The organism is Actinoplanes oryzae (assembly GCF_030757795.1).
Classification (GTDB): Bacteria; Actinomycetota; Actinomycetes; order Mycobacteriales; family Micromonosporaceae; genus Actinoplanes.
Window position 1 is genome coordinate 1 of sequence record NZ_JAUQWH010000161.1, and the last position, 20540, is coordinate 20540.

At 73.1% G+C, this 20540-nt stretch carries 21 protein-coding genes and 1 pseudogene; 14 read left to right on the forward strand and 8 right to left on the reverse strand.

Going from position 1 to position 20540, the window contains the following annotated elements; genetic code table 11:
- Nucleotides 1–1097 (reverse strand): serine hydrolase domain-containing protein (locus RBH18_RS35275; protein WP_306214829.1); only part of this gene is annotated, 1097 nt, incomplete at its 3' end.
- Nucleotides 1098–1339: 242 nt separating this feature from the next.
- On the opposite strand from RBH18_RS35275, the gene RBH18_RS35280 reads away from it, so the two are divergent.
- Nucleotides 1340–1801 carry a YdeI/OmpD-associated family protein gene (locus RBH18_RS35280; RefSeq protein WP_306214830.1) on the forward strand — a complete coding sequence of 154 codons (462 nt, stop codon included), beginning with the start codon at nt 1340–1342 and terminating at the stop codon, nt 1799–1801.
- A gap of 172 nt (nt 1802–1973) precedes the next feature.
- Nucleotides 1974–2177, forward strand: a complete 204-nt coding sequence (locus RBH18_RS35285) for a cold-shock protein (RefSeq protein WP_305787199.1) — start codon at nt 1974–1976, stop codon at nt 2175–2177.
- A gap of 392 nt (nt 2178–2569) precedes the next feature.
- Here RBH18_RS35285 and RBH18_RS35290 read toward each other — a convergent pair whose 3' ends face one another.
- The gene (locus RBH18_RS35290) at nt 2570–3448 is read right to left on the reverse strand and encodes an oxidoreductase (protein ID WP_306214831.1); all 879 of its coding nucleotides are present in this window, start codon (nt 3446–3448) and stop codon (nt 2570–2572) included.
- A 406-nt stretch (nt 3449–3854) separates the two neighbouring features.
- On the opposite strand from RBH18_RS35290, the gene RBH18_RS35295 reads away from it, so the two are divergent.
- From RBH18_RS35295 to RBH18_RS35315, 5 genes are all read left to right on the forward strand, one after another.
- A complete protein-coding gene (locus RBH18_RS35295; protein WP_306214832.1) occupies nt 3855–4454 on the forward strand; it encodes a TetR/AcrR family transcriptional regulator in 600 nt (199 codons plus the stop codon).
- A 141-nt stretch (nt 4455–4595) separates the two neighbouring features.
- A complete protein-coding gene (locus tag RBH18_RS35300; protein WP_306214833.1) occupies nt 4596–4811 on the forward strand; it encodes a hypothetical protein in 216 nt (71 codons plus the stop codon).
- A gap of 194 nt (nt 4812–5005) precedes the next feature.
- Nucleotides 5006–7342, forward strand: coding sequence for a putative bifunctional diguanylate cyclase/phosphodiesterase (locus tag RBH18_RS35305; protein ID WP_306214834.1), 2337 nt, complete (start codon nt 5006–5008; stop codon nt 7340–7342).
- Nucleotides 7339–8223, forward strand: a complete 885-nt coding sequence (locus tag RBH18_RS35310) for an aldo/keto reductase (RefSeq protein ID WP_306214835.1) — start codon at nt 7339–7341, stop codon at nt 8221–8223. The genes RBH18_RS35305 and RBH18_RS35310 overlap by 4 nt, the downstream gene beginning before the upstream one ends.
- Before the next feature lie 158 nt (nt 8224–8381).
- Nucleotides 8382–9170, forward strand: a complete 789-nt coding sequence (locus RBH18_RS35315; protein ID WP_306214836.1) for an SAM-dependent methyltransferase — start codon at nt 8382–8384, stop codon at nt 9168–9170.
- 85 nt (nt 9171–9255) lie between these two features.
- On the opposite strand, the gene RBH18_RS35320 is transcribed toward RBH18_RS35315, so the two are convergent.
- Nucleotides 9256–10131 carry a helix-turn-helix transcriptional regulator gene (locus tag RBH18_RS35320; RefSeq protein ID WP_306214837.1) on the reverse strand — a complete coding sequence of 292 codons (876 nt, stop codon included), beginning with the start codon at nt 10129–10131 and terminating at the stop codon, nt 9256–9258.
- Nucleotides 10132–10176: 45 nt separating this feature from the next.
- Nucleotides 10177–10839: a TetR/AcrR family transcriptional regulator gene (locus RBH18_RS35325; protein WP_306214838.1), complete on the reverse strand. Its 663-nt coding sequence runs from the start codon at nt 10837–10839 to the stop codon at nt 10177–10179.
- Nucleotides 10840–10916: 77 nt separating this feature from the next.
- Between RBH18_RS35325 and RBH18_RS35330 the strand changes: the two genes are divergently transcribed.
- Together RBH18_RS35330 and RBH18_RS35335 are read left to right on the forward strand one after the other, a co-directional pair.
- Nucleotides 10917–12011: an FAD-dependent oxidoreductase gene (locus tag RBH18_RS35330; protein ID WP_306214839.1), complete on the forward strand. Its 1095-nt coding sequence runs from the start codon at nt 10917–10919 to the stop codon at nt 12009–12011.
- 78 nt (nt 12012–12089) lie between these two features.
- Nucleotides 12090–13844 carry a GAF domain-containing SpoIIE family protein phosphatase gene (locus tag RBH18_RS35335; protein WP_306214840.1) on the forward strand — a complete coding sequence of 585 codons (1755 nt, stop codon included), beginning with the start codon at nt 12090–12092 and terminating at the stop codon, nt 13842–13844.
- A 4-nt stretch (nt 13845–13848) separates the two neighbouring features.
- Here RBH18_RS35335 and RBH18_RS35340 read toward each other — a convergent pair whose 3' ends face one another.
- Nucleotides 13849–14229: an ATP-binding protein gene (locus tag RBH18_RS35340; protein ID WP_306214841.1), complete on the reverse strand. Its 381-nt coding sequence runs from the start codon at nt 14227–14229 to the stop codon at nt 13849–13851.
- 153 nt (nt 14230–14382) lie between these two features.
- Here RBH18_RS35340 and RBH18_RS35345 point away from each other — a divergent pair, with 153 nt between their 5' ends.
- Nucleotides 14383–15192, forward strand: coding sequence for a SigB/SigF/SigG family RNA polymerase sigma factor (locus tag RBH18_RS35345; protein WP_306214842.1), 810 nt, complete (start codon nt 14383–14385; stop codon nt 15190–15192).
- Here the strand turns inward: RBH18_RS35345 and RBH18_RS35350 are convergent.
- From RBH18_RS35350 to RBH18_RS35360, 3 genes are all read right to left on the reverse strand, one after another.
- On the reverse strand, nt 15186–15530 hold the full coding sequence (locus tag RBH18_RS35350) for an STAS domain-containing protein (RefSeq protein WP_306214843.1): 345 nt from the start codon (nt 15528–15530) through the stop codon (nt 15186–15188). The two genes, RBH18_RS35345 and RBH18_RS35350, sit on opposite strands and share 7 nt — an antisense overlap.
- 125 nt (nt 15531–15655) lie before the next feature.
- Nucleotides 15656–16183 (reverse strand): GNAT family N-acetyltransferase, encoded by a 528-nt coding sequence (locus tag RBH18_RS35355; RefSeq protein ID WP_306214844.1) that lies wholly within the window; start codon nt 16181–16183, stop codon nt 15656–15658.
- A gap of 63 nt (nt 16184–16246) precedes the next feature.
- Entirely contained in the window at nt 16247–17272 is a 1026-nt protein-coding gene (locus RBH18_RS35360; protein ID WP_306214845.1) for an NAD(P)-dependent alcohol dehydrogenase, read from the reverse strand.
- A 77-nt stretch (nt 17273–17349) separates the two neighbouring features.
- On the opposite strand from RBH18_RS35360, the gene RBH18_RS35365 reads away from it, so the two are divergent.
- The 4 genes and pseudogenes from RBH18_RS35365 to RBH18_RS35375 all read left to right on the forward strand — a co-directional run.
- A complete protein-coding gene (locus tag RBH18_RS35365; RefSeq protein WP_306214846.1) occupies nt 17350–17928 on the forward strand; it encodes a TetR/AcrR family transcriptional regulator in 579 nt (192 codons plus the stop codon).
- Between the two features lie 144 nt (nt 17929–18072).
- Nucleotides 18073–18228, forward strand: a pseudogene (locus RBH18_RS44210) (putative quinol monooxygenase); the annotation flags it as partial.
- 166 nt (nt 18229–18394) lie between these two features.
- A complete protein-coding gene (locus RBH18_RS35370; RefSeq protein ID WP_306214847.1) occupies nt 18395–19723 on the forward strand; it encodes a BNR repeat-containing protein in 1329 nt (442 codons plus the stop codon).
- Between the two features lie 9 nt (nt 19724–19732).
- Nucleotides 19733–20540, forward strand: an 808-nt coding sequence (locus RBH18_RS35375; RefSeq protein ID WP_306214848.1) for an acyltransferase domain-containing protein, incomplete at its 3' end; no start/stop codon positions are given.

Consider the following 20540-nt stretch of genomic DNA (forward strand, 5'->3'; position numbering starts at 1 on the left):
ATCTCCTCGCCGGTGGGGAGGCCGGTCACGGCGACCACGGCGCTGCGTCCGTCGGTGGTGACCAGATTGCGGGTCTCGAAGCCCTGGATGTCGCCGCCGTGGCCCCAGGCGAGCCCGCCGCAGGGCAGGGCGCGGCTGGCGAGGCCGAGTCCGTAGGACCAGTCGCCGGTGGGCTCGAAGCCGGGCGCCGGGACGGTGGTCATCATGGCCTTGAGCTGCGCGGGCTTGAGGAGCTTGCCGCCGACCAGGGCCTCGAAGAAGACGCGGAGGTCGCTCGGGGTGGAGACCAGCTGCCCGGCCGCCCAGCCGAAGGACGGGTCCATGTCGGTGACGTCGACCCACGGCTCGCCCGGGGCGACGGCGACGTAGCCGTGCGGGTGCGTGCCGCGGAGCCGCTGCTCGCCGACGACCGGCCAGTAGGTGTCGCGCAGGCGCAGGGGCTGGATGATCCGCTCGGTGATCTCCTCGCCGATCGGCCGGGAGGTGACGCGCTCGACGATGAGGCCGGCGAGGACGTAGTTGGTGTTGCTGTATTCCCACTTGGTGCCCGGCGCGAAGTGCGGCGCCCGGGTGAGCGCGGCGTCGAGCAGCCGGCGCGGCTCAAGGTAGGAGTGGCTCAGGTCGATGATGTCCTGCGGCTTCTGGAACAGCACGTCGTCGTAGTCGGGCAGGCCGGTCGTCTGCTGCAGCAGCTGGCGCACGGTGATCGTGCTGCCGTCGTTGCCGTTGCCCCGGACGAGCCCGGGCAGGTAGTGCTCGACGGTCTGGTCGAGGTCGATGCGCCCCTCGGCGACCAGCTGGAGCACGACGACCGCGGTGAACGTCTTGGTGTTGCTGCCGATGCGCACCTGACCGTCCTCGGGCACCGGGCGCTGGGTCCGCAGATCGCCCACCCCGGCGGTGTAGTCGGTGACCCGCCTGCCCTCCCGCACGGACGCGAGGACGCCGGGGAAACCGTCCTTGCCGGCCAGCTGGTCGAGGCGTTGCTGGACGGCGTCGCCGCGGCCGTGGCGCGGGCTGTCGGCGAGGGCGGCCGAGGCGGAGGGTGCGACGAGCGCGACGCCGGCGACGAGGGCGAATGCGGCCTTGGTGAACATGCTGACTCCTCGATGGCAGGGGATCGTTCCGATGCCGTCCATCCTCCGAGGATCACGGGCCCGCGACGATCCTGCCTGCTGCCCAATGTGGGTACAGCAGGGGGTACCGGCAGGCGCGCGCCGCAGGTCATGGCCATCCGCCGGCCGCCCGTTGGGTGGCCCGAGGCCGACCGGCATGATCATCCGGCTGAGCCCCTCGCGACTCTCGCCCGGCAGGCCCGGCGGGACGCTACCCTCGCACCATGGCGGAGATTCTCACCCTGACGGCGACGCTCGAGCAGCGCGGGCCGGCCGGTGCGTTCGTGCTGAGCGACGAGCAGGCGGCGGCTCTCGGTGACGGGCGCAAGGCTTTCCCCGTACGGGTGACCGTCAACGGAGTGACATTGCCCCTGCGCGTGGCGCGCATGGGCGGCGAGAACCTCATCGGACTCGCCAAGGCCGCGCGCGAGCAGGCCGGGGTGAGCGTCGGGTCGGCGTACCCCATCGAGGTCGCCGCGGACGCGGGGGAGCGGGCGGTCGACGTGCCGGAAGAGCTGGCCACGGCGCTGGCGGCCGACGCCGGGGCGCGCGCCGCGTTCGACGCGCTGGCCTTCTCGCACCGCAAGGAGTTCGCGCGCTGGGTCGGCGAGGCGAAGCGCGAGGCCACCCGGGCGCAACGGGTTGCCAAAACTGTCGAGATGTTGCACGCGGGCGAGCACCGCTGAACCGGGGTGTTCTGTGCTACCTTGGCCGCGTTGTTGTTTTGATTTCCTGGGACGTTCTGGCGCCTGACGGGGTTATCGATAGCCCGGCAGGCGTTTTTTGTGACGTCCGGTGGTCGGAGCGGCGATGCGAGGGACGGCACGGTGCGGTCCCTCACGAGCCAGGGAGAGTTTGATGGTCACCGGTACGGTCAAGTGGTTCAACGGGGAAAAGGGCTACGGCTTCATCACCCAGGACGACGGCGGCGCTGACGTGTTCGCCCACTTCTCGGCGATCGCGACGTCCGGCTACCGGACGCTCGAGGAGAACCAGCGCGTCGAGTTCGAGGTCGCCCAGGGCGCCAAGGGCCCGCAGGCGGAGAACATCCGCCCGCTCTGAAGTGAAACGGCCCGGCGTTCCTGAAAAGGCGCCGGGCTTGGTGACGGCCGGTCGGCGCTGGTCGAGATCCGCGACATCCGCGTGATCTCCCGCCCGCCCGGCCGTCTCCGCATCCGCCCACAGTCTCCCGCCCGGCCGTTTCCGCATCCGCCGGCCGTTCTCCCGCGCCGCCCGGCCACTGCGCATCCGCCGGCCGTTCGCCTGCGCCGCCCGGCCGCTGCGCCTCCGCCGGCCGTTCGCCTGCGCCGCCCGGCCGTTTCCGCATCGGCCGGCCGTTCTCCCGCGCCGCCTGGCCGTCTGCCCATCCGTCTGCCGTTTCCCCGTGCCGCTCGGCCGTCTGCGCATCCGCCGGGCGTTGACCTGCGCCGCCCGGCCGTCTGCGGGGTGCCGGGTCAGCTGCGGCGGGTGAGGTCGCCCGCCGGGAAGGTGACGCCGGTGAGCTGCGATGACACGTCCCACAGGCGGGCGGCCAGCCGGGGATCACGGGCGGCGGCGGAGCGGTTGATGAGCTGAGGGGCTCCGCGCATGTGCGCCAGGTGGCGGGGGCCGGCGAAGCTGTCGCCGGGGATGTCGGCGACGGCGGCGTAGAGGACCGGGAGGGCGCCCTGGTCCGGGGTTTGCGCGAGCTGCCGCACCAGGAACCTGCCGACCGGCCCGAACTGGGAGTAGATCTCCGTCGCGACGAAGCCGGGGTGGGCCGACTGGGCCAGCACCGGCGACCCGGCGGCGGTCAGGCGGCGCTGCAGCTCGGCCGTGAACAGCAGGTTGGCCAGTTTGGAGCGGTTGTAGGCCCGGCTCTGCCGGTAGGGCTCCCGCTCCTGGTTGATGTCGTCGAAGTCGATGCGACCCACGCGCTCGGCCTGCGAGGAGACGGTGACCACCCGGCCGGTCACGTGCGGCAGGAGCAGGTTGGTCAGGGCGAAGGGCCCCAGGTGGTTGGTGCCGAACTGCAGCTCGAACCCGTCGGCCGTGCGGCGCAGGTCCGGCACGGAGGCGGCGGCGTTGTTGATCAACAGGTCGATGGGCCCGTGCCAGCCGGCGGCGAACTCCCGGATCGACGCCAGGTCGGCCAGGTCGACCGTGCGAACCTCCGTCGTGCCCGGAACCGGCACGGCCCGCGCCTTCGCGGCGTTGCGAACGGCCAGGACGACGCGCGCCCCGGCACCGGCCAGGGCGCGAGCCGTGGCCAGCCCGATGCCGGAGTTGGCCCCCGTCACGACGGCGGTCCGGCCGGTCAGGTCGGGAAGGTCGGCAGTGCTGAAGTCAGCCATGGAATCCTCGGTTCAACGTGATTGCACTCGGTGGCATCACCGTACGCCGCTGATGCCACCGAGTGCAATCACCATCTCGAGCACGCTTCGGCGGCGACTGTGGGCCGGTGGCGCCGTTGCGCGGACGGCGAGCGCGGGCCGGTGCGAGGGCTTCGGAGGCGGCGGTCTCGATGCTGGTGCGATGCCATCGAGAGCGGTCGCAGGTGGATGCGCCCTGCCGTCGAGTGCGGTGGTGGAGGGCGGCTCGCGCTCGGCCGTTGAGACTGTGTCGTCGGAGTGCGCTCCCGGACCGGTTTCCTGTGTCGTCGAGTGCGGTCGGGGAGGGGCGGCTTGATCCGCTCAGAGCGGTAGGGCGTTGGGGAGTTGGGACGTTATGCCACTGGGTGCAGTCACGTAAGGTGGCGGTGTGGCGAGATGGGAACCGGATGCTGCCGGGCGGCTGCGTGAGGCGGCGCTGGCGCTCTTTGTCGAGCAGGGTTTTGAGAAGACGACGGTCGCGCAGATCACGGAGCGGGCCGGGCTCAATCGGCGGACGTTCTTTCACCATTTTGCTGACAAGCGGGAGGTGGTGTTCGCCGGGCAGGCCGATTCCGAGGAGCTCATCACCGTCGCGATTCGCAATCAGCCGGGCGGCGCCGACCCGCTGGATGCCGCCGTGGCCGGGCTTGTGCAGGTCGCCGGGCTTGCTTACGAGCAGTTTCGGGAGGGCGCCGTCGCGCTGGGGCGGGTCATCGCGGCCAGCCCGGAGCTGCAGGAGCGGGAGCTGGTGAAACGGGCCGGTCTGGCGGCGACGATCGCGGCTGCCCTGCGCGATCGCGGCACGGGGGCGGCGGCTGCCGAGGTTGCGGCTTGGGCGGCGGTCGCCATTTTCTTCGTTGCGCGCAATCAGTGGAATCAGGCCGGCAACGAACGGAACCTCGCCGAGCTCATCGCCGCCGCTCTGGAGGATTTCCGGTCCGCGACGGCAGGGGGCACCGCGGCCGGACGAGGCGCCACGGCCGGCTGAGGCGTCGCGACGGAGGAAACGCTGCGACGGCAAGACATTACGCCGAGGGAAATGCCGCGGCACGGTAGAGGGAAATGCCGCAGCGCGGCGGGGGCTGCGTAGAGCGGATGATTGGCGGGCGGCGGGTGGGGAAGGGTTCGGGTGCTGCCGCTGACCCGTGCGTTGACCTCCCTGGCCGAGACCCCCGACGAGGCCCCCGATGTCGATGACCGCCTCGCCCTGATTGCCCGGCTCACCGTCGACCTGGTCGGGGCCGCGGATTTCGCCCCGATCACGGGGTTGCGGGACGGGTCCTACCTGGCCGCGGGCGAATCACTCAGCGCGACCGCCCGAGGCCTGCTCGACGACGCGCGGTGATCAACGTGCGCGAGGGTCGACGTGCGGTCATCAACGTGGCGAGGGTTGAGGCGCGGTGATCACATGCGCGAGGGTTGAGGCGCGGTGAACCACACGTGCGAAGGTCGACGCCCGGTGAGTCACATGCGCCACGGTCGAGGCGCGTGAGTCACATTCGCTCAGGCTGAGCGGCCGCCCGCCGAATGCGGGCTGATATGAGCGAGGGGACGCCGCGGTCGTACCGTGGGCTGCTGCGTGACCCCGTGCTGCTCGCGCTCGTGGGGGTGACCCTGCTGGGCTGGGTGCACTTCGCGCTGCTCGACGATCCCGTACGCCGGATCCAGGTCTACTGGGCCGCCCAGGTCCCGCTCGACGCGATGCTCGCCGTCGGCGGCTGGCGGTTGCGGGGCATCGCGGCGCTGCGCTACCGGCGCTTCTGGTCGTCGATCGCGTTCGCCGGGGCGTGCTTCACCGCCGGGGACAGCTTCCAGTTCCTGAGTACGATCCTCGGCCCGCCGCCCACGAGCATGTCCGGCGGCGCCGTGCAGAGCGTGCTGTTCACCGTCGGCATGTGCAGCAATGTGCTCGCCTGTCTGATCTTCCCGCAGGGGCTGAACTCAGGCCGGGAGAAGCTGGTCTTCTGGCTCGACGCGGCCACCGTGCTCGTCGGCGGCGGCGTGATGGCGTGGTGTTTCGCCGTCAATCCGATCGACGAGCAGACCGACCAGGTGACCGCGAGCATCACCGCCGCCCTGGTGATCGTGGCCGCCTTCTCCGCCACCAAGGTCGCCCTGATCCCGCGGCCGCCCATGGCCCGGATCGCGGCGTGGCCGATGGTCGCCGCCCCGATGGTGCAGGGCGTCAGCACGTTCCTGCCGGGGGCGTTCCAGCACGACGACCAGTGGTACGTCTTCGCCGTCCGGCTGCTGCCGTCGCTGCTCATCGCCGTGGGGCCGCGGATCCAGGAGCTGACCGTCCGGATCGACGGCTCGGGCGCCGAGCGCAAACGGCGGCCGTACAGCCTGCTGCCGTACGTGATGATCGGGTTGACCTTCGTGGTGTTCTTCGCCGTGATGCCGGCGCACCTGTCGGCGCAGTTCTGGGGCGCGACGGTCGGTGTCGTGGTCATCACGGTGCTCGTGGCGGGGCGGCAGCTGGTGGCGTTCCAGGACAACGTCGGGCTGATCCGGCAGCTCGACGTCGCCCTCGGGGACCTGCGCGAGCAGGAGGTGCAGCTGCGCGAGCAGGCCGCCACCGACGCGCTGACCCGGCTCGCCAACCGGGACCGGTTCAACGCCGAGCTGGAGCTGCTGCGCGACGAGGAGCACACGGTGCTGCTCATCGACCTGGACGACTTCAAGACGGTCAACGACACGATGGGCCACGCCGCCGGGGACGCGCTGCTCGTGGCGGTCGCGGCGCGGCTGCGTACCACCGTGCGGTCGAGTGATCTTGTCGCCCGGCTCGGCGGGGACGAGTTCGCGGTCGTCATGCCCGGCACGACCGCCGACGACGGCGGGAGCGTCGCGACCAACCTGTTGCAGGCGCTGGCGCAGCCGATCCCGGTGCAGGAGCACAGCCTGGCCGCCCGGGCGAGCATCGGGGTGGCGGCCGCGCGGCCGGGCGGCGAGCCGTCGGTGCTGCTCAGCAACGCCGACATCGCCATGTACGAGGCCAAGCGCCGCGGCAAGAGCACGTGGGTGGTCTACACCGACCGGATGGGCGAGCGGATCGGCGCCGAGGCGGAGCTGGTGCGCGACCTGTCCCAGGCGCTCGAGGCCGGCCAGTTCTCGCTGGTCTACCAGCCGATCGTGCGGCTGGCCGACCGTACGACGACCGGGGTGGAATCGCTGATCCGCTGGGAGCACCCGGTCCGGGGCGCGGTCGCCCCGGCAGACTTCATTCCGCTCGCCGAGCGCTCCGGGCAGATCGTCGCCATCGGCAGCTGGGCGCTGCGGGAGGCGTGCCGGCAGGCCGCGCAGTGGCGGGCGTGTCATCCCGAGGCGGAGACGCTGACGATCGGCGTGAACGTCGCCGGGCGCCAGCTGCGCACCGGCACCTTCCCGGAGGAGGTCGCCCGGGTGCTCGCCGAGACCGGGCTGCCCGCCGAGCGGCTCAGCATCGAGGTCACGGAGACGGCGGTGCTCGACGACGAGGAGTCGCACGAGGCGCTGCAACGGCTGCGGGACCTGGGCGTACGGCTGGCGCTGGACGACTTCGGCACGGCGGCCTCCTCGCTGGGCCTGCTGCTGACCTGCCCGGTGACGACGCTCAAGCTGGACCGGTCGTTCGTCGAGTCGATCACCACGGTCAGCAAGCAGGCGGCGGTCGCCACGGCGGTCAGCCAGATGGCGAACGCGCTCGGCTTCTCGTCGGTCGCCGAGGGCATCGAGACGGCCGCGCAGCTGTCCCTGCTCGAAGAGCTCGGCTACGAGTACGGCCAGGGGTACCTGTTCTCCCGCCCGCTGAACCCTGGTGATCTTGCCGCCCGGTGGGGAGTAACGCTGGTACCCCTCTCCCCGGCACCGGCCCGCCTAGGGTCGGACGCATGACCGAAATCGTCCTGAACAACGGGGTCACGATGCCCGCCCTGGGCCTGGGCGTCTTCCAGAGCCCGCCCGAGGAGACCGCCGCCGCCGTCGAGGCCGCGCTGCGCACCGGCTACCGGCACATCGACACCGCCGCCATGTACGCCAACGAGCGCCAGGTCGGCGAGGGCCTGCGCCGCTCGGGGATCGACCGGGCCGACGTGTTCCTCGAGACCAAGGTGTGGGTCAGCGACTACGGCTACGACGAGACGCTGCACGCCTTCGACAAGGCCGCCCGCAAGCTCGGCGTCGAGCAGATCGACCTGCTCATCCTCCACCAGCCCGCGACCGACCGTTTCGACAGGACGGTCGCCGCCTACCGGGGGCTCGAGCGGCTGCTCGCCGACGGCAAGGTCCGGGCGATCGGCGTCAGCAACTTCATGCGGCACCACCTCGACGAGCTTCTTTCCCGTACGGACGTCGTGCCCGCCGTCAACCAGATCGAGCTGCACCCGTACTTCTCGCAGCCGGACGTGCGGAAGGCCGACGCCGAGCACGGCATCCTGACCCAGGCGTGGTCGCCGATCGGGGGGATCACGTTCTATCCCGGCTGGGGCGAGGACCGGCGCAACGTGCTCGAGGACCCGGTGATCGCCGGGATCGCCGCCGGGCTGGGCCGGACGCCCGCCCAGGTCATGCTGCGCTGGCACCTGCAGCAGGGCCGCTCGGCGATCCCCAAGTCGACGAACCCGGGGCGCATCGCCGAGAACTTCGCCGTCTTCGACTTCGAGCTGACCGAGGCGCAGCTGGCGAGCATCGACGCCCTCGACACCGGCGTCCGCAACGGCCCGGACCCCGACGTCCCGCGCGTCGAGCGCTTCAACACCGTCATCCCGGAGGCGTGAGGCACCGCCATTCCGCAGGCGTGAGGCACTGTCATCCCGGAGGAGCCCCGGTGATCCACGAAGAGTGAGCCGGCACTCGTCCTTGATCGATCTCTGCCGTAAGGTGAGCCACACTGGACACGTGGGGCGGCGGGGGCCGACGAGGGGATGGCGCATCGATGACGAGGTCCGGCTCCGACCCGCAAGCGCTGGGCGCCGGTCAGCCCAACAGCGCCCGGGTCTGGAACGCCCTGCTCGGCGGCAAGGACAACTTCGCCGCCGACCGTGACGCCGCCGACGCCCTGGTCGCCCAGCTCCCCGAGATCAGGGAGTTCGCCCGGGCCGGCCGGGAGTTCCTCGCGCGCTCGATCGGCTTCCTCGCCGGGGAGGCCGGCATCCGCCAGTTCATCGACGTCGGCACCGGCCTGCCCACCGCGGACAACACCCACGAGCTGGCCCAGCGGATCGCCCCCGAGTCCCGGATCGTCTACGTCGACAACGACCCGGTGGTGCTGACCCACGCGCGGGCGCTGCTGGTCAGCGACCCCGCCGGGGCGACCAGCTATCTCGACGCCGACGCCCGCGACCCGGAGAAGATCCTGCAGGCCGCGACCGCCACCCTCGACTTCTCCCGGCCGGTCGCGGTCATGCTGATCGGCATCCTGGGCCACATCCCCGACGCCGACGACCCGGCGCGCATCGTCCGCACGTTCATGGACGCCGTGCCGTCCGGCAGCTATCTGGTGATCAACGACAGCATCACCACGCCGGCCAACGACAGCGCCGGCGAGACCGTCAAGAGCGAGCGCACGACCTACTATCTGCGGACGGTCGAGCAGATCACCGCGTTCTTCGACGGCCTGGAGCTGGTCGAGCCGGGCGTGGTCCCGACCCCGCTGTGGCGTCCCGCCCCCGGCCCGGCGCCGCGCGCGGTCTCGGTCTACTGCGGCGTGGCCCGCAAGCCGTAGGCATCGTCAGGACGAGCCACCGGCACGGGCCCGCATGCTCCCGGTCGCTGTCAGGCCGGGCGGGGCAGGGCGGGGCCGGCGGCGGTCAGGCCGGGCGGGGCAGGGCGGGGCCGGCGGCGGTCCAGCTGGCGAGCAGGTCGAGCGCGTCGTGGCCGGGGGTGCCCGGCTCGGCGCTGTAGGCGTTGAGGCGCAGGCCCGGGTCGGCGGTGAGCTCCATCGACTCGTACGCCAGAGTCAGGTCGCCGACCAGCGGGTGGTGGAAGTGCTTGACGCCGGTGCGGTGCTGGCGCACGTTGTGGGCGGCCCACCAGGTGCGGAACTGGTCGCTGCGGGTGGAGAGCTCGCCGACGAGGCCGGTGAGGTGCCGGTCGTACGGGTCGCGCCCCGCCTCGCCCCGCAGCAGCGCCACGACGTCCTCCGCCAGCTGCTCCCAGCCGCGGTAGAAGTCGCGGGACGCCGGATCGAGGAAGATGAAGCGGGCAAGGTTCGGGGTACTGCCCGCGCTCTCGAACACCGGGGCGAACATCGCGCGCCCGAGCGCGTTGGCGGCCAGCACGTCGAGCCGGCCGTTGCGCACGTAGGCTGGTGCGCCGGTCATGGCGTCGAGCAGCTGCTGCACTGCCGGGCGTACGTGCCGGGGCGTCCGCCGCCGGGCCCGGGCCGCGCGGGCCGGGCCGCCACCCGCCTGGCGGGCGAGGTCGTAGAGGTGCTCGCGCTCCGCCTCGTCGAGCCGCAGCGCCCGGGCGAGGGCCTCGAGGACGCTCTCGGAGACGCCGGACAGGTTGCCGCGCTCGAGCTTGGTGTAGTAGTCGACGCTGACGCCGGCGAGCAGGGCGGCCTCCTCGCGGCGCAGGCCGGGGACCCGTCGCGTGCCCCCGTAGTCCGGCAGGCCCGCCTGCTCCGGCGTGATCCGGTTGCGCCGGGTGGTGAGGAAGTCGCGCGTCTCGCTGCGGGGATCCATGCCCCGACGGTACGTCCGCCCGGGGCCCACGGGGAGGTTCTGCCGTCACCCCCGTAGGGCCGCGATGCCCGCCAGGACGAGGTCGACGCCGGCGAGGAACTGCTCCCGGTCGTCGTGGTCGCGCAGCTCGCCCGCCACCGAGCGCAGGAAGGGGAACTCCTCCGGGTCGAGGGCCGCCCAGGTCTCCGCGATCGCGCCCAGCACCTCGCCGCGAACGGCGCCGGGCTCCACCGAGCGGGCCAGGGCGGCGTTCTGCCCGGCGACGCCGAGGACGTAGTTGAGCAGGGCGGTCGCGGCGTCGAACCGGGCGGCGGCCGGGACGCCCAGGGCCTGCACCTGCCGGCCGATGCTCTCGGCGAGCCCGAGCAGGGCGGGCTGGGACTGCATGCGGGTGAGCTGGGTGCCGACCCACGGGTGGTCGTCGACCGCGTCGAACACGGCCAGGGCGATGGCCCGCAGGGCGTCCTCCGGCGGGGCCGCGGCCGGCCTCGGGCCGAGGGGCGAGCCGGTGGCGGGCCGGGCGGCGCCGGTCAGGACGGCCTCGGTGGCGGCGACGAGCAGCTCGTCCTTGTTCGCCACGTGCCAGTAGATCGCGCCTGCCCCGGTCTTCAGCCGGGCGCTCAGCGCGCGGAAGGTCAGCCCGCGCTCACCCTCGGCGTCGAGCAGCTCGATCGCCGCGCCGACGATGCGTTCGCGAGACAGGCCCATCACATCATCTTGACATCTCTGGAACGGGGTTCCACGCTGGGGTGGTGGAACGCTGTTCCAGAGAGGGGAGCTCGATCATGATCACCATCGTCGGAGCGGGTCTCGGCGGCCTCACGCTCGCCCGGGTCCTGCACGTGCACGGCATCGCGTCGGTCGTCTACGAGGCCGACGCCTCGGCCGCGGCCCGCACCCAGGGCGGCCAGCTCGACATCCACGAGCACAACGGCCAGCCGGCCCTGCGCGACGCCGGGTTGTCCGAGGAGTTCCGCGCGATCATCCACGCGGGCGCCGAGGCGACCCGGATCGTCGCCCCGGACGGCACCGTGCTGCTGGACCGGCCCGACGACGGCACCGGCCACCGGCCCGAGGTGCTGCGCGGCGACCTGCGGCGGATCCTGCTCGACTCGCTGCCGGCCGGCACGGTCCGGTGGGGGCACAAGGTCGCCGCGATCCGCCCGCTGGGCGCCGGCCGGCACGAGCTGACCTTCGCCGACGGCTCGACGGCGACGACCGGGCTGCTGGTGGGGGCGGACGGCGCCTGGTCGCGGGTGCGCCCGCTGGTGTCGGAGGCGCAGCCGGCCTACTACGGCACGTCCTTCGTCGAGACCTACCTGTACGACGCCGACGTGCGGCACGCGGCGACCGCCAAGCTGGTCGGCGAGGGCGCCATGATGGCGACCGTGCCGGGGCAGGGCATCATGGCGCACCGGGAGGCCGGCGGGGTGCTGCACACGTACGTGTCGCTCACCCGGCCGCTGGACTGGTTCACCGGAGCCGGCCTGGGCGCCGCCGCCGCGGCCGAGTTCGACGGCTGGGCGCCCGAGCTCACCGCCCTCATCACCGACGGCGAGACCGCCCCGGTCCTGCGCCCGATCCACGCGCTGCCGGAGGGCCACCGCTGGGAACGGGTGGCGGGCGTGACGCTGCTCGGCGACGCCGCCCACCTGTCGCCCCCGAACGGCGAGGGCGCCAACCTCGCCATGCAGGACGGCGCCGAGCTCGGCAAGGCGATCGCCGCCCACCCCGGGGATCCGGAGGCCGCGCTGACCGCGTACGAGCAGGCGCTCTTCCCCCGCGTCGCCGCGGAGGCGGCCGAGTCCGCGCGTGACTTCGAGATCTGCTTCGGCGCGGGGACCCCGCAGAGCCTGCTCGCGCTCTTCGCCGGCGAGTAGGGCCGTTCGGCCGGTCGAAGCCGCCGATCGGCGAGGGCATAATGGTCCGGTGCAGCGGACAGAAGACACGAGGAGCAGGTGACGCGCGGCTCCCTGGACGCGGCCGCACGACTCGCCTCCCTCCGCCGCACCGGCCTGGGGGCCGCCCCGGACGAGATGTTCGACCGGTTCGCGGCCATGGTGCGCATGGTCCTGAAGGTCCCCGTCGCCCTGGTGTCCCTCGTCACGGACGACCGGCAGATCTTCCCCGGCGCCTGCGGCCTGGGGGAGCCGTGGCAGCAGGCCCGCGAGACCCCGCTGTCCCACTCCTTCTGCCAGCACGTCGTCCTCACGGAGGAGCCGCTGATCGTCGTCGACGCGCGCGCCGACGAGCGGGTCCGCGGCAACCTGGCGATCGACGACCTCGACGTGGTCGGCTATGCCGGCATGCCGCTGACCGACGCCGACGGGCTGGTGCTCGGGTCGCTGTGCGCGATCGACCATGAGCCGCGCGACTGGACCGCGGCGGAGCTGGCGCTGCTGGCCGACCTCGCCGCGGCGTGCGCCGACAGCCTGCGGGCGCGGATCACGGCCGACCGGGCGGCCCGCCAGGAGGCCCGGGCGGAGGCGGCCTTCCAGCGCACGCGGCTGCTGCTGCGGGCCAGCACGGTCCTGGCCGAGGCGGACACCCTGGAGAAGGTGATCGAGGCGGTCCGCGAGCTGGCCACCGGCGCGCTCGACCCCGCGTACGTGGGCGTCTCCCTGCTCGACGACCGGGCGCGGGTGGCCGGGCACTCGTTGCGGCTGCTGCCCCCGGCGGTCGCCGACCGGTGGGCGCTCTACCCCGCGGACGCGCTGACGCCGTCGGCCCTGGCCGCGCGGTCCGGCCGGCCGGTGCTGCTGCCGGATCTCGCGGCGGTCGCGGCGGCCACCCCCGACGCCCTGGGCACCTTCGAGGAGATGGGCTGGCAGTCGGTGGCCGCCGTGCCGCTGGCCGGGCCGGACGGGCCGGTCGGCGCGCTGGCCTTCGCCTGGAAGGCGCCGAACGCCCTCGACGACGAGGAGCTGGGCATCGTCACCGCGCTGGCCGGGTTCGTGCTGCAGGCGATCAGCCGCTCGCGGCTGCTCGACGACCGGCGCACCGCGGCGGCGGTCATGCAGAAGGCGCTGCTCAGCGCGCTGCCGCGGCACGATCACCTGCGGCTGGCGGCCCGGTACGCCCCGGCGCAGCACGAGGACCACGTGGGCGGCGACTGGTACGACGCGATCAGCCTCGGCGACGAGCGGCTGGTGCTGATCATCGGGGACGTCTCGGGGCACAGCATCACGGCGGCCGCCACCATGAGCCAGTACCGCAGCATGCTCCGGACGCTGGTCATCGACCGTCACGAGCCGCCGTCGGCCGTGCTGCGCCGGCTCGAGCACACCAGCCGTACGGCGGGGATCACGAGCCTCGCCACGGTGCTGCTGGCCTACCTCGACCCCGCGCCCGCGGGCGGGCACACGCTGACGTGGGCGAACGCGGGGCATCCCGCGCCCATCGCGCTGCTGCCGGACGGCGCGGTGGAGGCGCTGGGCGGGCACGACCCGCTGATCGGGGCGGCGCGGCGGGTGTCGCGGCGCAACCAGACCCGGGAGCTGCCGCCGGGGTCGGTGCTGCTGCTGCACACCGACGGCCTGGTCGAGAGCCGCGGCGCCACCTACGACGAGGGCGTCGGGGCGGTCCGGGAGCTGCTGGCCCGCCACCGCTCGGCCGGCGCGGACGAGCTGGCCGACGTCCTGCTGCGGCACGCCGGGGCGGCCGCCCGCGAGGACGACGTGGCGCTGCTGGTCGTCGCCACGCCCGCCGGCTGAACGCTCAGCCCGCCTGCTCGGCCAGCGGCACGTCGGCCCAGACCACCTTGCCGCCGGACTTCGGGCGGGTGCCCCACGAGCGGGTGATGGCGGCCACGAGCAGCAGGCCGCGGCCGCCGATGCGGCGCGGATCCGGCCCGTACGCCCGGGGCAGCACCGGGCTCGAGTCGGACACCTCGATGTGCAGGGAGTCGTCGTCGCGCCGCAGCAGCAGCTCGCCGCCGTCGCCGGTGTGCTGGACCACGTTCTCGACCAGCTCGGTGATCACCAGCAGCGAGTCCTCGACCTGGCCGGGGTCCTGCCACGAGGCCAGCACCTGCCGCGCCTGCTGCCGCAGGACCGCGCAATCGGTGCTGTGCGCGAAGGGCAACCGCAGCGGATCCATGCCGATCTTCCTACCCTGTGGGGGCGTGAGTACTCACGGTGGGGTGGCAAAACTCGGCTTGCTGCCCCTTTCACCCGATCGGCGGAGTTTGCGGGCATCCGATCCGCGGGCACTATCGGGCCAGTCCCCCCACCCGATCGAGGAGCTTCGCCCATGACTGTCGCCACCGCCCCGGACCGTCCCGCCGACGTGGAGACCTCGCCGACGCCGGGCCCGGCGGACCGGGCGACCGCCCTCGTCACGGCGCTGGCCGCGCTGCCCGCCGGGCACCCCGACCGGCCCGCCCTGCGCGAGCGGGCGATCGAGGCCTGGCTGCCGATGGCCCGCCACCTGGCCCACCGCTACGCCGGGCGGGGCGAGCCGGCCGACGACCTCTGCCAGGTCGCGGTCGTCGGGCTGATCAAGGCGCTCGACCGGTACGAGGCGGACCGGGGCGTCGACTTCGCCGGGTACGCCATCCCGACCGTCATCGGCGAGATCAAGCGGCACTTCCGGGACCGCACCTGGTCGGTGCGGGTGCCCCGGCGGCTGCAGGAGCTGCGCCTGGCCATCACGACCGCGAACAACGAGCTGAGCCACTCGCTCGGCCGGGCGGCCACCGTGGCGGACATCGCCGGCCACCTCGGCGTCACGGAGGAGGACGTGCTGGAGGGGCTGGAGGGCGCCCGGGCGTACAACGCGACCAGCCTGTCCCTGCCGGTCGGCGCCGACGGCAGCACCGAGCTGGGGGAGACCCTCGGCGGGGAGGACCGCGAGCTGGAGCTGGCGGAGCTGCGGCTCGCGCTCGGCCCGGCCCTGGCCACCCTCGACGAGCGCGAGCGGCGGATCATCCAGCTGCGCTTCTACGGCAACCTGACGCAGACCCAGATCGCCGAGCGGATCGGCATCAGCCAGATGCACGTCAGCCGCCTGCTCTCCCGCGCCCTCGCCAAGCTGCGCGGCCACCTCGGCGAGTCCTACTGACCGGCCGCCGGGTCGCGGGTCAGCGCCTCCAGGATGCCGGTGAGCCGCAGGACCATGCTCACCTGCGGCTGGAGGTTGACCACGCGCAGGGTGCGGCCCTGGTCGCCGGCGGCGCCGTACGCCTCGTCCAGCGCGGCGAGCCCCGCGGAGTCGCAGAACGTCACCTCGCCGAGGTCCACGACGACGTGCCCGGCGTCGGCGCGCCGCAGCTCGGCGGTCAGCAGGCCGACCGTGGCCATGTCGATCTCGCCGCTGACGCGGACCTCGGTCGCGCCGGCGCCGGTGCGCTGCGCGCTGACGCTCAGCACCGGCCCCCGGGCCGCCTGCGCATGAATCATGATCAGCCGATTGTGCTCGCCGCGCCCCGCCTTGGCCAGCGTGACGCGCACCCCGTGCCGCCCGGGCACCACCGCCGGCGCCCGCGGGCCGCTACCGGCGGGTGGCGCGGCGGCGGCTTGGCCGGTCAGGGCAGGGTGCGGCGCATGCGGAGGCTGACGATGTGGTCGTCGGAGCGGGACAGGGTGGCCCGGACCGTGTCCACCGGGACGAAGCCGCGCGCCCGGTGGAAGCCGATGCCGGCCTGGTCGCCGAGGAAGACCGACACCCACATCTCGGTGCCCCCGGCGGCCCGGATCTGCGCGGTCACCGTCTCCAGCAGCAGGGTGCCCAGGCCGCGGCCCCGGGCGCTCGCGTCCAGATAGACGCGGGACAGCTCGCCGGTCGCCGGGCCGGTCATGCCGCCGCCCGCGACGCCGAGCACGGCGCCGTCCTCCTCGATCACCTGGTAGCCGAACCAGCCGGGCGGCGACGGCGGCACGTCCCGCTCGACGCGCGGCTCCTCGTAGAACTCGGCGACGCTGCGCTCGATGTAGCCGGACGGGAGCAGGTCGCGATAGGCGTCCCGGTAGGCCGCGGAGCAGATCGCGGAGATGCGGGACACGTCTGCTTCCGTGGCGGCGCGGACGACGGCGGTCATCGATGATCTCGGCACGCCGGTAAGGATAGATCGGCCTCGCGCGCGTGACCCTCGACCAGCCGCCGCCGGGACGCGGGGTCAGTCCAGATCGGCGAGATCCAGCACGAACCGGTACCGCACGTCGCCCTTCTCCAGCCGGGTCAGCGCCTCCTCGACGCGCGACGACGGCAGCAGCTCGATGTCCGCGGTGATGCCGTGCCCGGCGCAGAAGTCCAGCAGCTCGGCCGTGTGCTTCGTGCCGCCGGTGCCCGAGGAGCTCACGCTCTTGCGCCCGTACGCCAGCTGCATCAGCGGCACCTTGGTCTCCAGCGGCAGGCCGACCACGCTCAGCGTGCCCTCGAGCCCGAGCAGGCCGATCAGCGGCGCCAGGTCGTGCGGGGCGGCGATGGTGTCCAGGATCAGGTCGAAGTGCCCCTCGGCGTCGGCGACGGCCGCGAGGCCGGTGGCGCCGAGCCTGCGGGCGTCGGCGGCCTTGTCCGGCGTACGGCTGAGGACCGTCACCTCCGCACCCAGCGCGGCCGCCAGCTTCACCCCGAGGTGGCCGAGCCCGCCGAGCCCCGCCACGGCGACCTTGCTGCCCGGGCCGATGCCGAGGGCGCGCATCGGCTCCCACACGGTGATCCCCGCGCACATCAGGGGCGCCGCGGCGGCCGGGTCGAGACCCTCGGGCAGCCGGTACGCGAACTTGTCCCGCACCACGTACTCCCGGCTGTAACCGCCCCGGGTCGTCGTGCCGTCCACGCGGTCGGTCCCGCCGTAGGTGACGGTGGCGCCCTGGTAGCAGAAGTTCTCCTGGCCGGCCGCGCACATCGCGCACGAGCCGCACGAGTCGACGATCGTGCCGACGGCGACGCGGTCCCCGGGGGCGAAACCGGTCACCGAGGCGCCGGCCGCGGTGACCGTACCCGTGAACTCGTGGCCGGGGACGAGCCCGGCCGTCGGCTTGCCGGTCAGGCCGTTCAGCGCGTGCAGGTCGCTGTGGCAGACGCCGCAGAAGTCGACGCGCACGGCGAGGTCGTCGGCCCGCAGCTCGCGGCGCTCGATCGGCATCCGCTGCAGCGTGGTGGAGCTGCCCGTGCCCTGCCATCCGGTGGTGATGCGCATGAGGGTCCCTCTTCCAGACAGACTATTCGGTCTGTGAGCAACCATAGACCAACTGGTCTGTTTGTTAAAGTGCTGGCATGCCGCCGCTGCCGACCACCCAGAAGGGCGCCGCCACCAGCCGGCGCATCCTCGACGCCGCCGCCGGGGAGTTCGCCGAGCGCGGCATAGCCGGGGCGCGCGTCGACCGCATCATCGCGGCGGCGCAGACCAACAAGGCGCAGCTCTACGGCTACTTCGGCAACAAGGACGGCCTGTTCGACGCGGTGGTCGCCGACCGCGCGGGCCGCCTGCTCGACGCCGTCACGATGGACGCGGGCGACCTGCCCGGCGTCGCCGTGGCCCTCTACGACGAGATCCTGCAGCGGCCCGACCTCGTCCGCCTCGTGACCTGGCTGCGCCTGGAACGGCGCCCGGTGGGCCGGCTCGGCGCGCACCGGGCCGACGAGCCGAAGCTGGCCGCCATCCGCGCGGCCCAGGAGGCGGGCCGGGTGCGCGCCGGCGACCCCCTCGACCTGTTCACCCTCGTGCTGGGCATGGCACTCGCCTGGTCCCCGGTGAGCATCAGCGACGTCGCCGCCCCGGACGACCCCGCCGCCGACCACGACCGCCGCCGCGCCCTGCTGCGCGAGAGCGTGCAGCGCGTCGTCGCCCCCTGACGCGCCGGCGGCCATGCCCGCGGCGCATGGCAGCCATGCCGGATCCGGATTGTCGCCGCGGGCCCCGGGCCGCAAGGTGGCTGCATGATGATCACTGATCCGAGCGAGCTGTGGACGCTGCGGGAGCGCGGCATTCCGCTCTACATGAACAACACCCTGACGATCGCCGAGGGCAAGCGCGACGAGTTCGTGGCCGCCCTCGAGGAGGTGCTGCCGCACGCCCGGGCCGAGGCGGGCTGCCTGTTCCTGCGGGTGGGCTTCGCGACGCGGGACCCGAACGTCTTCGTCCTGTCGGAGGGCTGGCGGGACCTGGTGGAGTACCGGGACGAGATCCTGGCCAAGGACTACTTCCGGAAGTACCTGGCCGTCAGCGAGGCCGCCTACGCCGAGCCGCGGATCGTCGAGTTGCTGCAGCCCGTCGGCCGCAGGCATCGACGTTCATCGTTTCAACGGCTAGGGTCCGGGGATGGCGTCCCTGGCTCTCGGCGTTGCCGCCCTCCTGCTGACCGCCCCGGCGACCGTCGCCGCCGCGCCCACGGTCCAGCTCCTGTCCACCACGGTGCTGACCACCACCGGACGTACCGCGCTGACCTACACCGGCTACATGAACGGCGAGTCGTTCCAGCAGGACGGCATCGTCACCGTCAACGGCTGGCAATACGCGGCCTTCTGGGACGAGAGCGGCTACGTCAACGTCTCACGGCGCAAGCTGAGCGCCGGGGCCTGGCAGAACCTGCGGCTCACCGACTACGTGACGACCTCCACCGACTCGCACAACACGATCAGCCTCGGTGTCGGGGCCCAGGACGGCACCCTGCACCTGGCCTTCGACATGCACTCCAGCCAGCTGCGCTACCGCCGGTCGAGCGCCGGCCTGCTGTCGGCACCGGACACGGCCGCCTGGTCGCCGTCCTCGTTCGGCGCGGTCGTCACCGGCCTGGCGGGGACCACGATGAGCCAGGTGACCTACCCACAGTTCCTGACCGCGCCGGACAAGACCCTGCAACTGCTCATCCGTACGGGCCTCAGCGGCGCCGGCGACGAGGTGCTCTACGAGTACGCGAACCGCGCGTGGACGTACGTCGGCAAGGTCATCGACGGCACCACGCCGGGCAACAACCCGTACCTGTTCGGCGCCGAGTACGACAGCACCGGCCTGCTGCACCTGACGTGGACCGTGCGCGAGACCCCGGACGCCAGCACGAACCACGACCTGTACTACGCGTACAGCGGGGACAAGGGCCGCACGTGGCGGGACAACAGCGGGCAGGTCCTCGCCACGCCGCTGGCCTCCGGCGCCGCCCGGCTCAAGGTGTGGACGATCGGGCAGAACCGCGGCCTGATGAACCAGGAGTCCCAGGTCGTCGACAAGGCCGGCATCGTGCACGTGCTCGCGTCGCACCTGCCCGCCGCCGCCGCCGACACCACCGACTTCACGGCCGCCCGCGACCAGGCGGTGCTCGTGCACTACTGGCGGGACAAGGCGTCCAAGGCGTGGCACCAGACCTACACGCCCTTCCTCGAACGCTCGGCGCGCGGCGACATCGCGGTCGACGCCGCCGACAACCTCTACGTGGCCAGCGGCGACTCGACGACCCGCAAGCTGCACATCGAGACGGCGTCGAAGGCGTCCGGCTGGAGCGACTGGACCCTGCGCCACACGTCCGACCCGGTCTACTACTCCGATCCGCTCATCGACCACGAGCGCGTCCGGACGACGGGCGTCCTGAGCATCTTCGCCCCGCGCTACGGCGGCAGCCGCATCGACGTCCAGGACTGGCAGGTGGCCGGATAGGGTCGGTCCGTGGATCTGGATCACCTCGCCGGGCGGCTCGGCGTGCCGGTCGCGGAGGTCGAGCGTGTGCACCGGCTCGCCGGCGACCTGCCCTCGGCCCCGCTGCCCGCCAAGTCCGGCGCGCCCGCCCTGCTCGAACGGCTCGCGGTGCGGCCGGACGACGCCGCCGAGATCCTCGCGGGCTGGCCGGACCCGGACTCCCCGGCGTGGACCCCCGAGCTGCGCTGGCTGCTCGACCGGTCGACCGCGCTGGTGCGCGCGGACCTGGGCGGCCACGGATGGCTGGTGCCCGGGCCGGAGCTGCCGCGCGAGCGCGGGCCGGCCTGGTGCCATCTCTACGCGTACGCCTATCTGGCCCTGACCGGCGTGGTCCTGGACTATCACCGCGACCACGGGATCCCGGAGGCCGTGTCCTGGGCGACGCTCGCCGACCTGGGCCGCAACCTCGCGATCGACCGGCGGATGCGGCGCGAGGGCTGGCCAGTCATGCAGAGCTGGCTGACCCTGCACGTGCGCGGCGGCCTCTACGAGCTGGGCCGGTTGCAGCACCACCGCGGCGCCGGCGCCGTCGGCCTGCACATCCCCGAGGCGGGCCCGCTGACCCCGGCGGCGATCGACGCGTCGCTCGACGAGGGCCGGGCGTTCTTCCCCCGCCACTTCCCGCAGGAGCGCTACGACGCCTTCGCCTGCGGGTCGTGGCTGCTCGACCCGCAGCTGCGGGAGTACCTGCCGGAGGAGTCCAACATCATCCGCTTCCAGCGGCGCTTCGAGCTGGAGCCCTACGCGGAGCCGGAGGGGCTGGACGCCGACGTCGAGG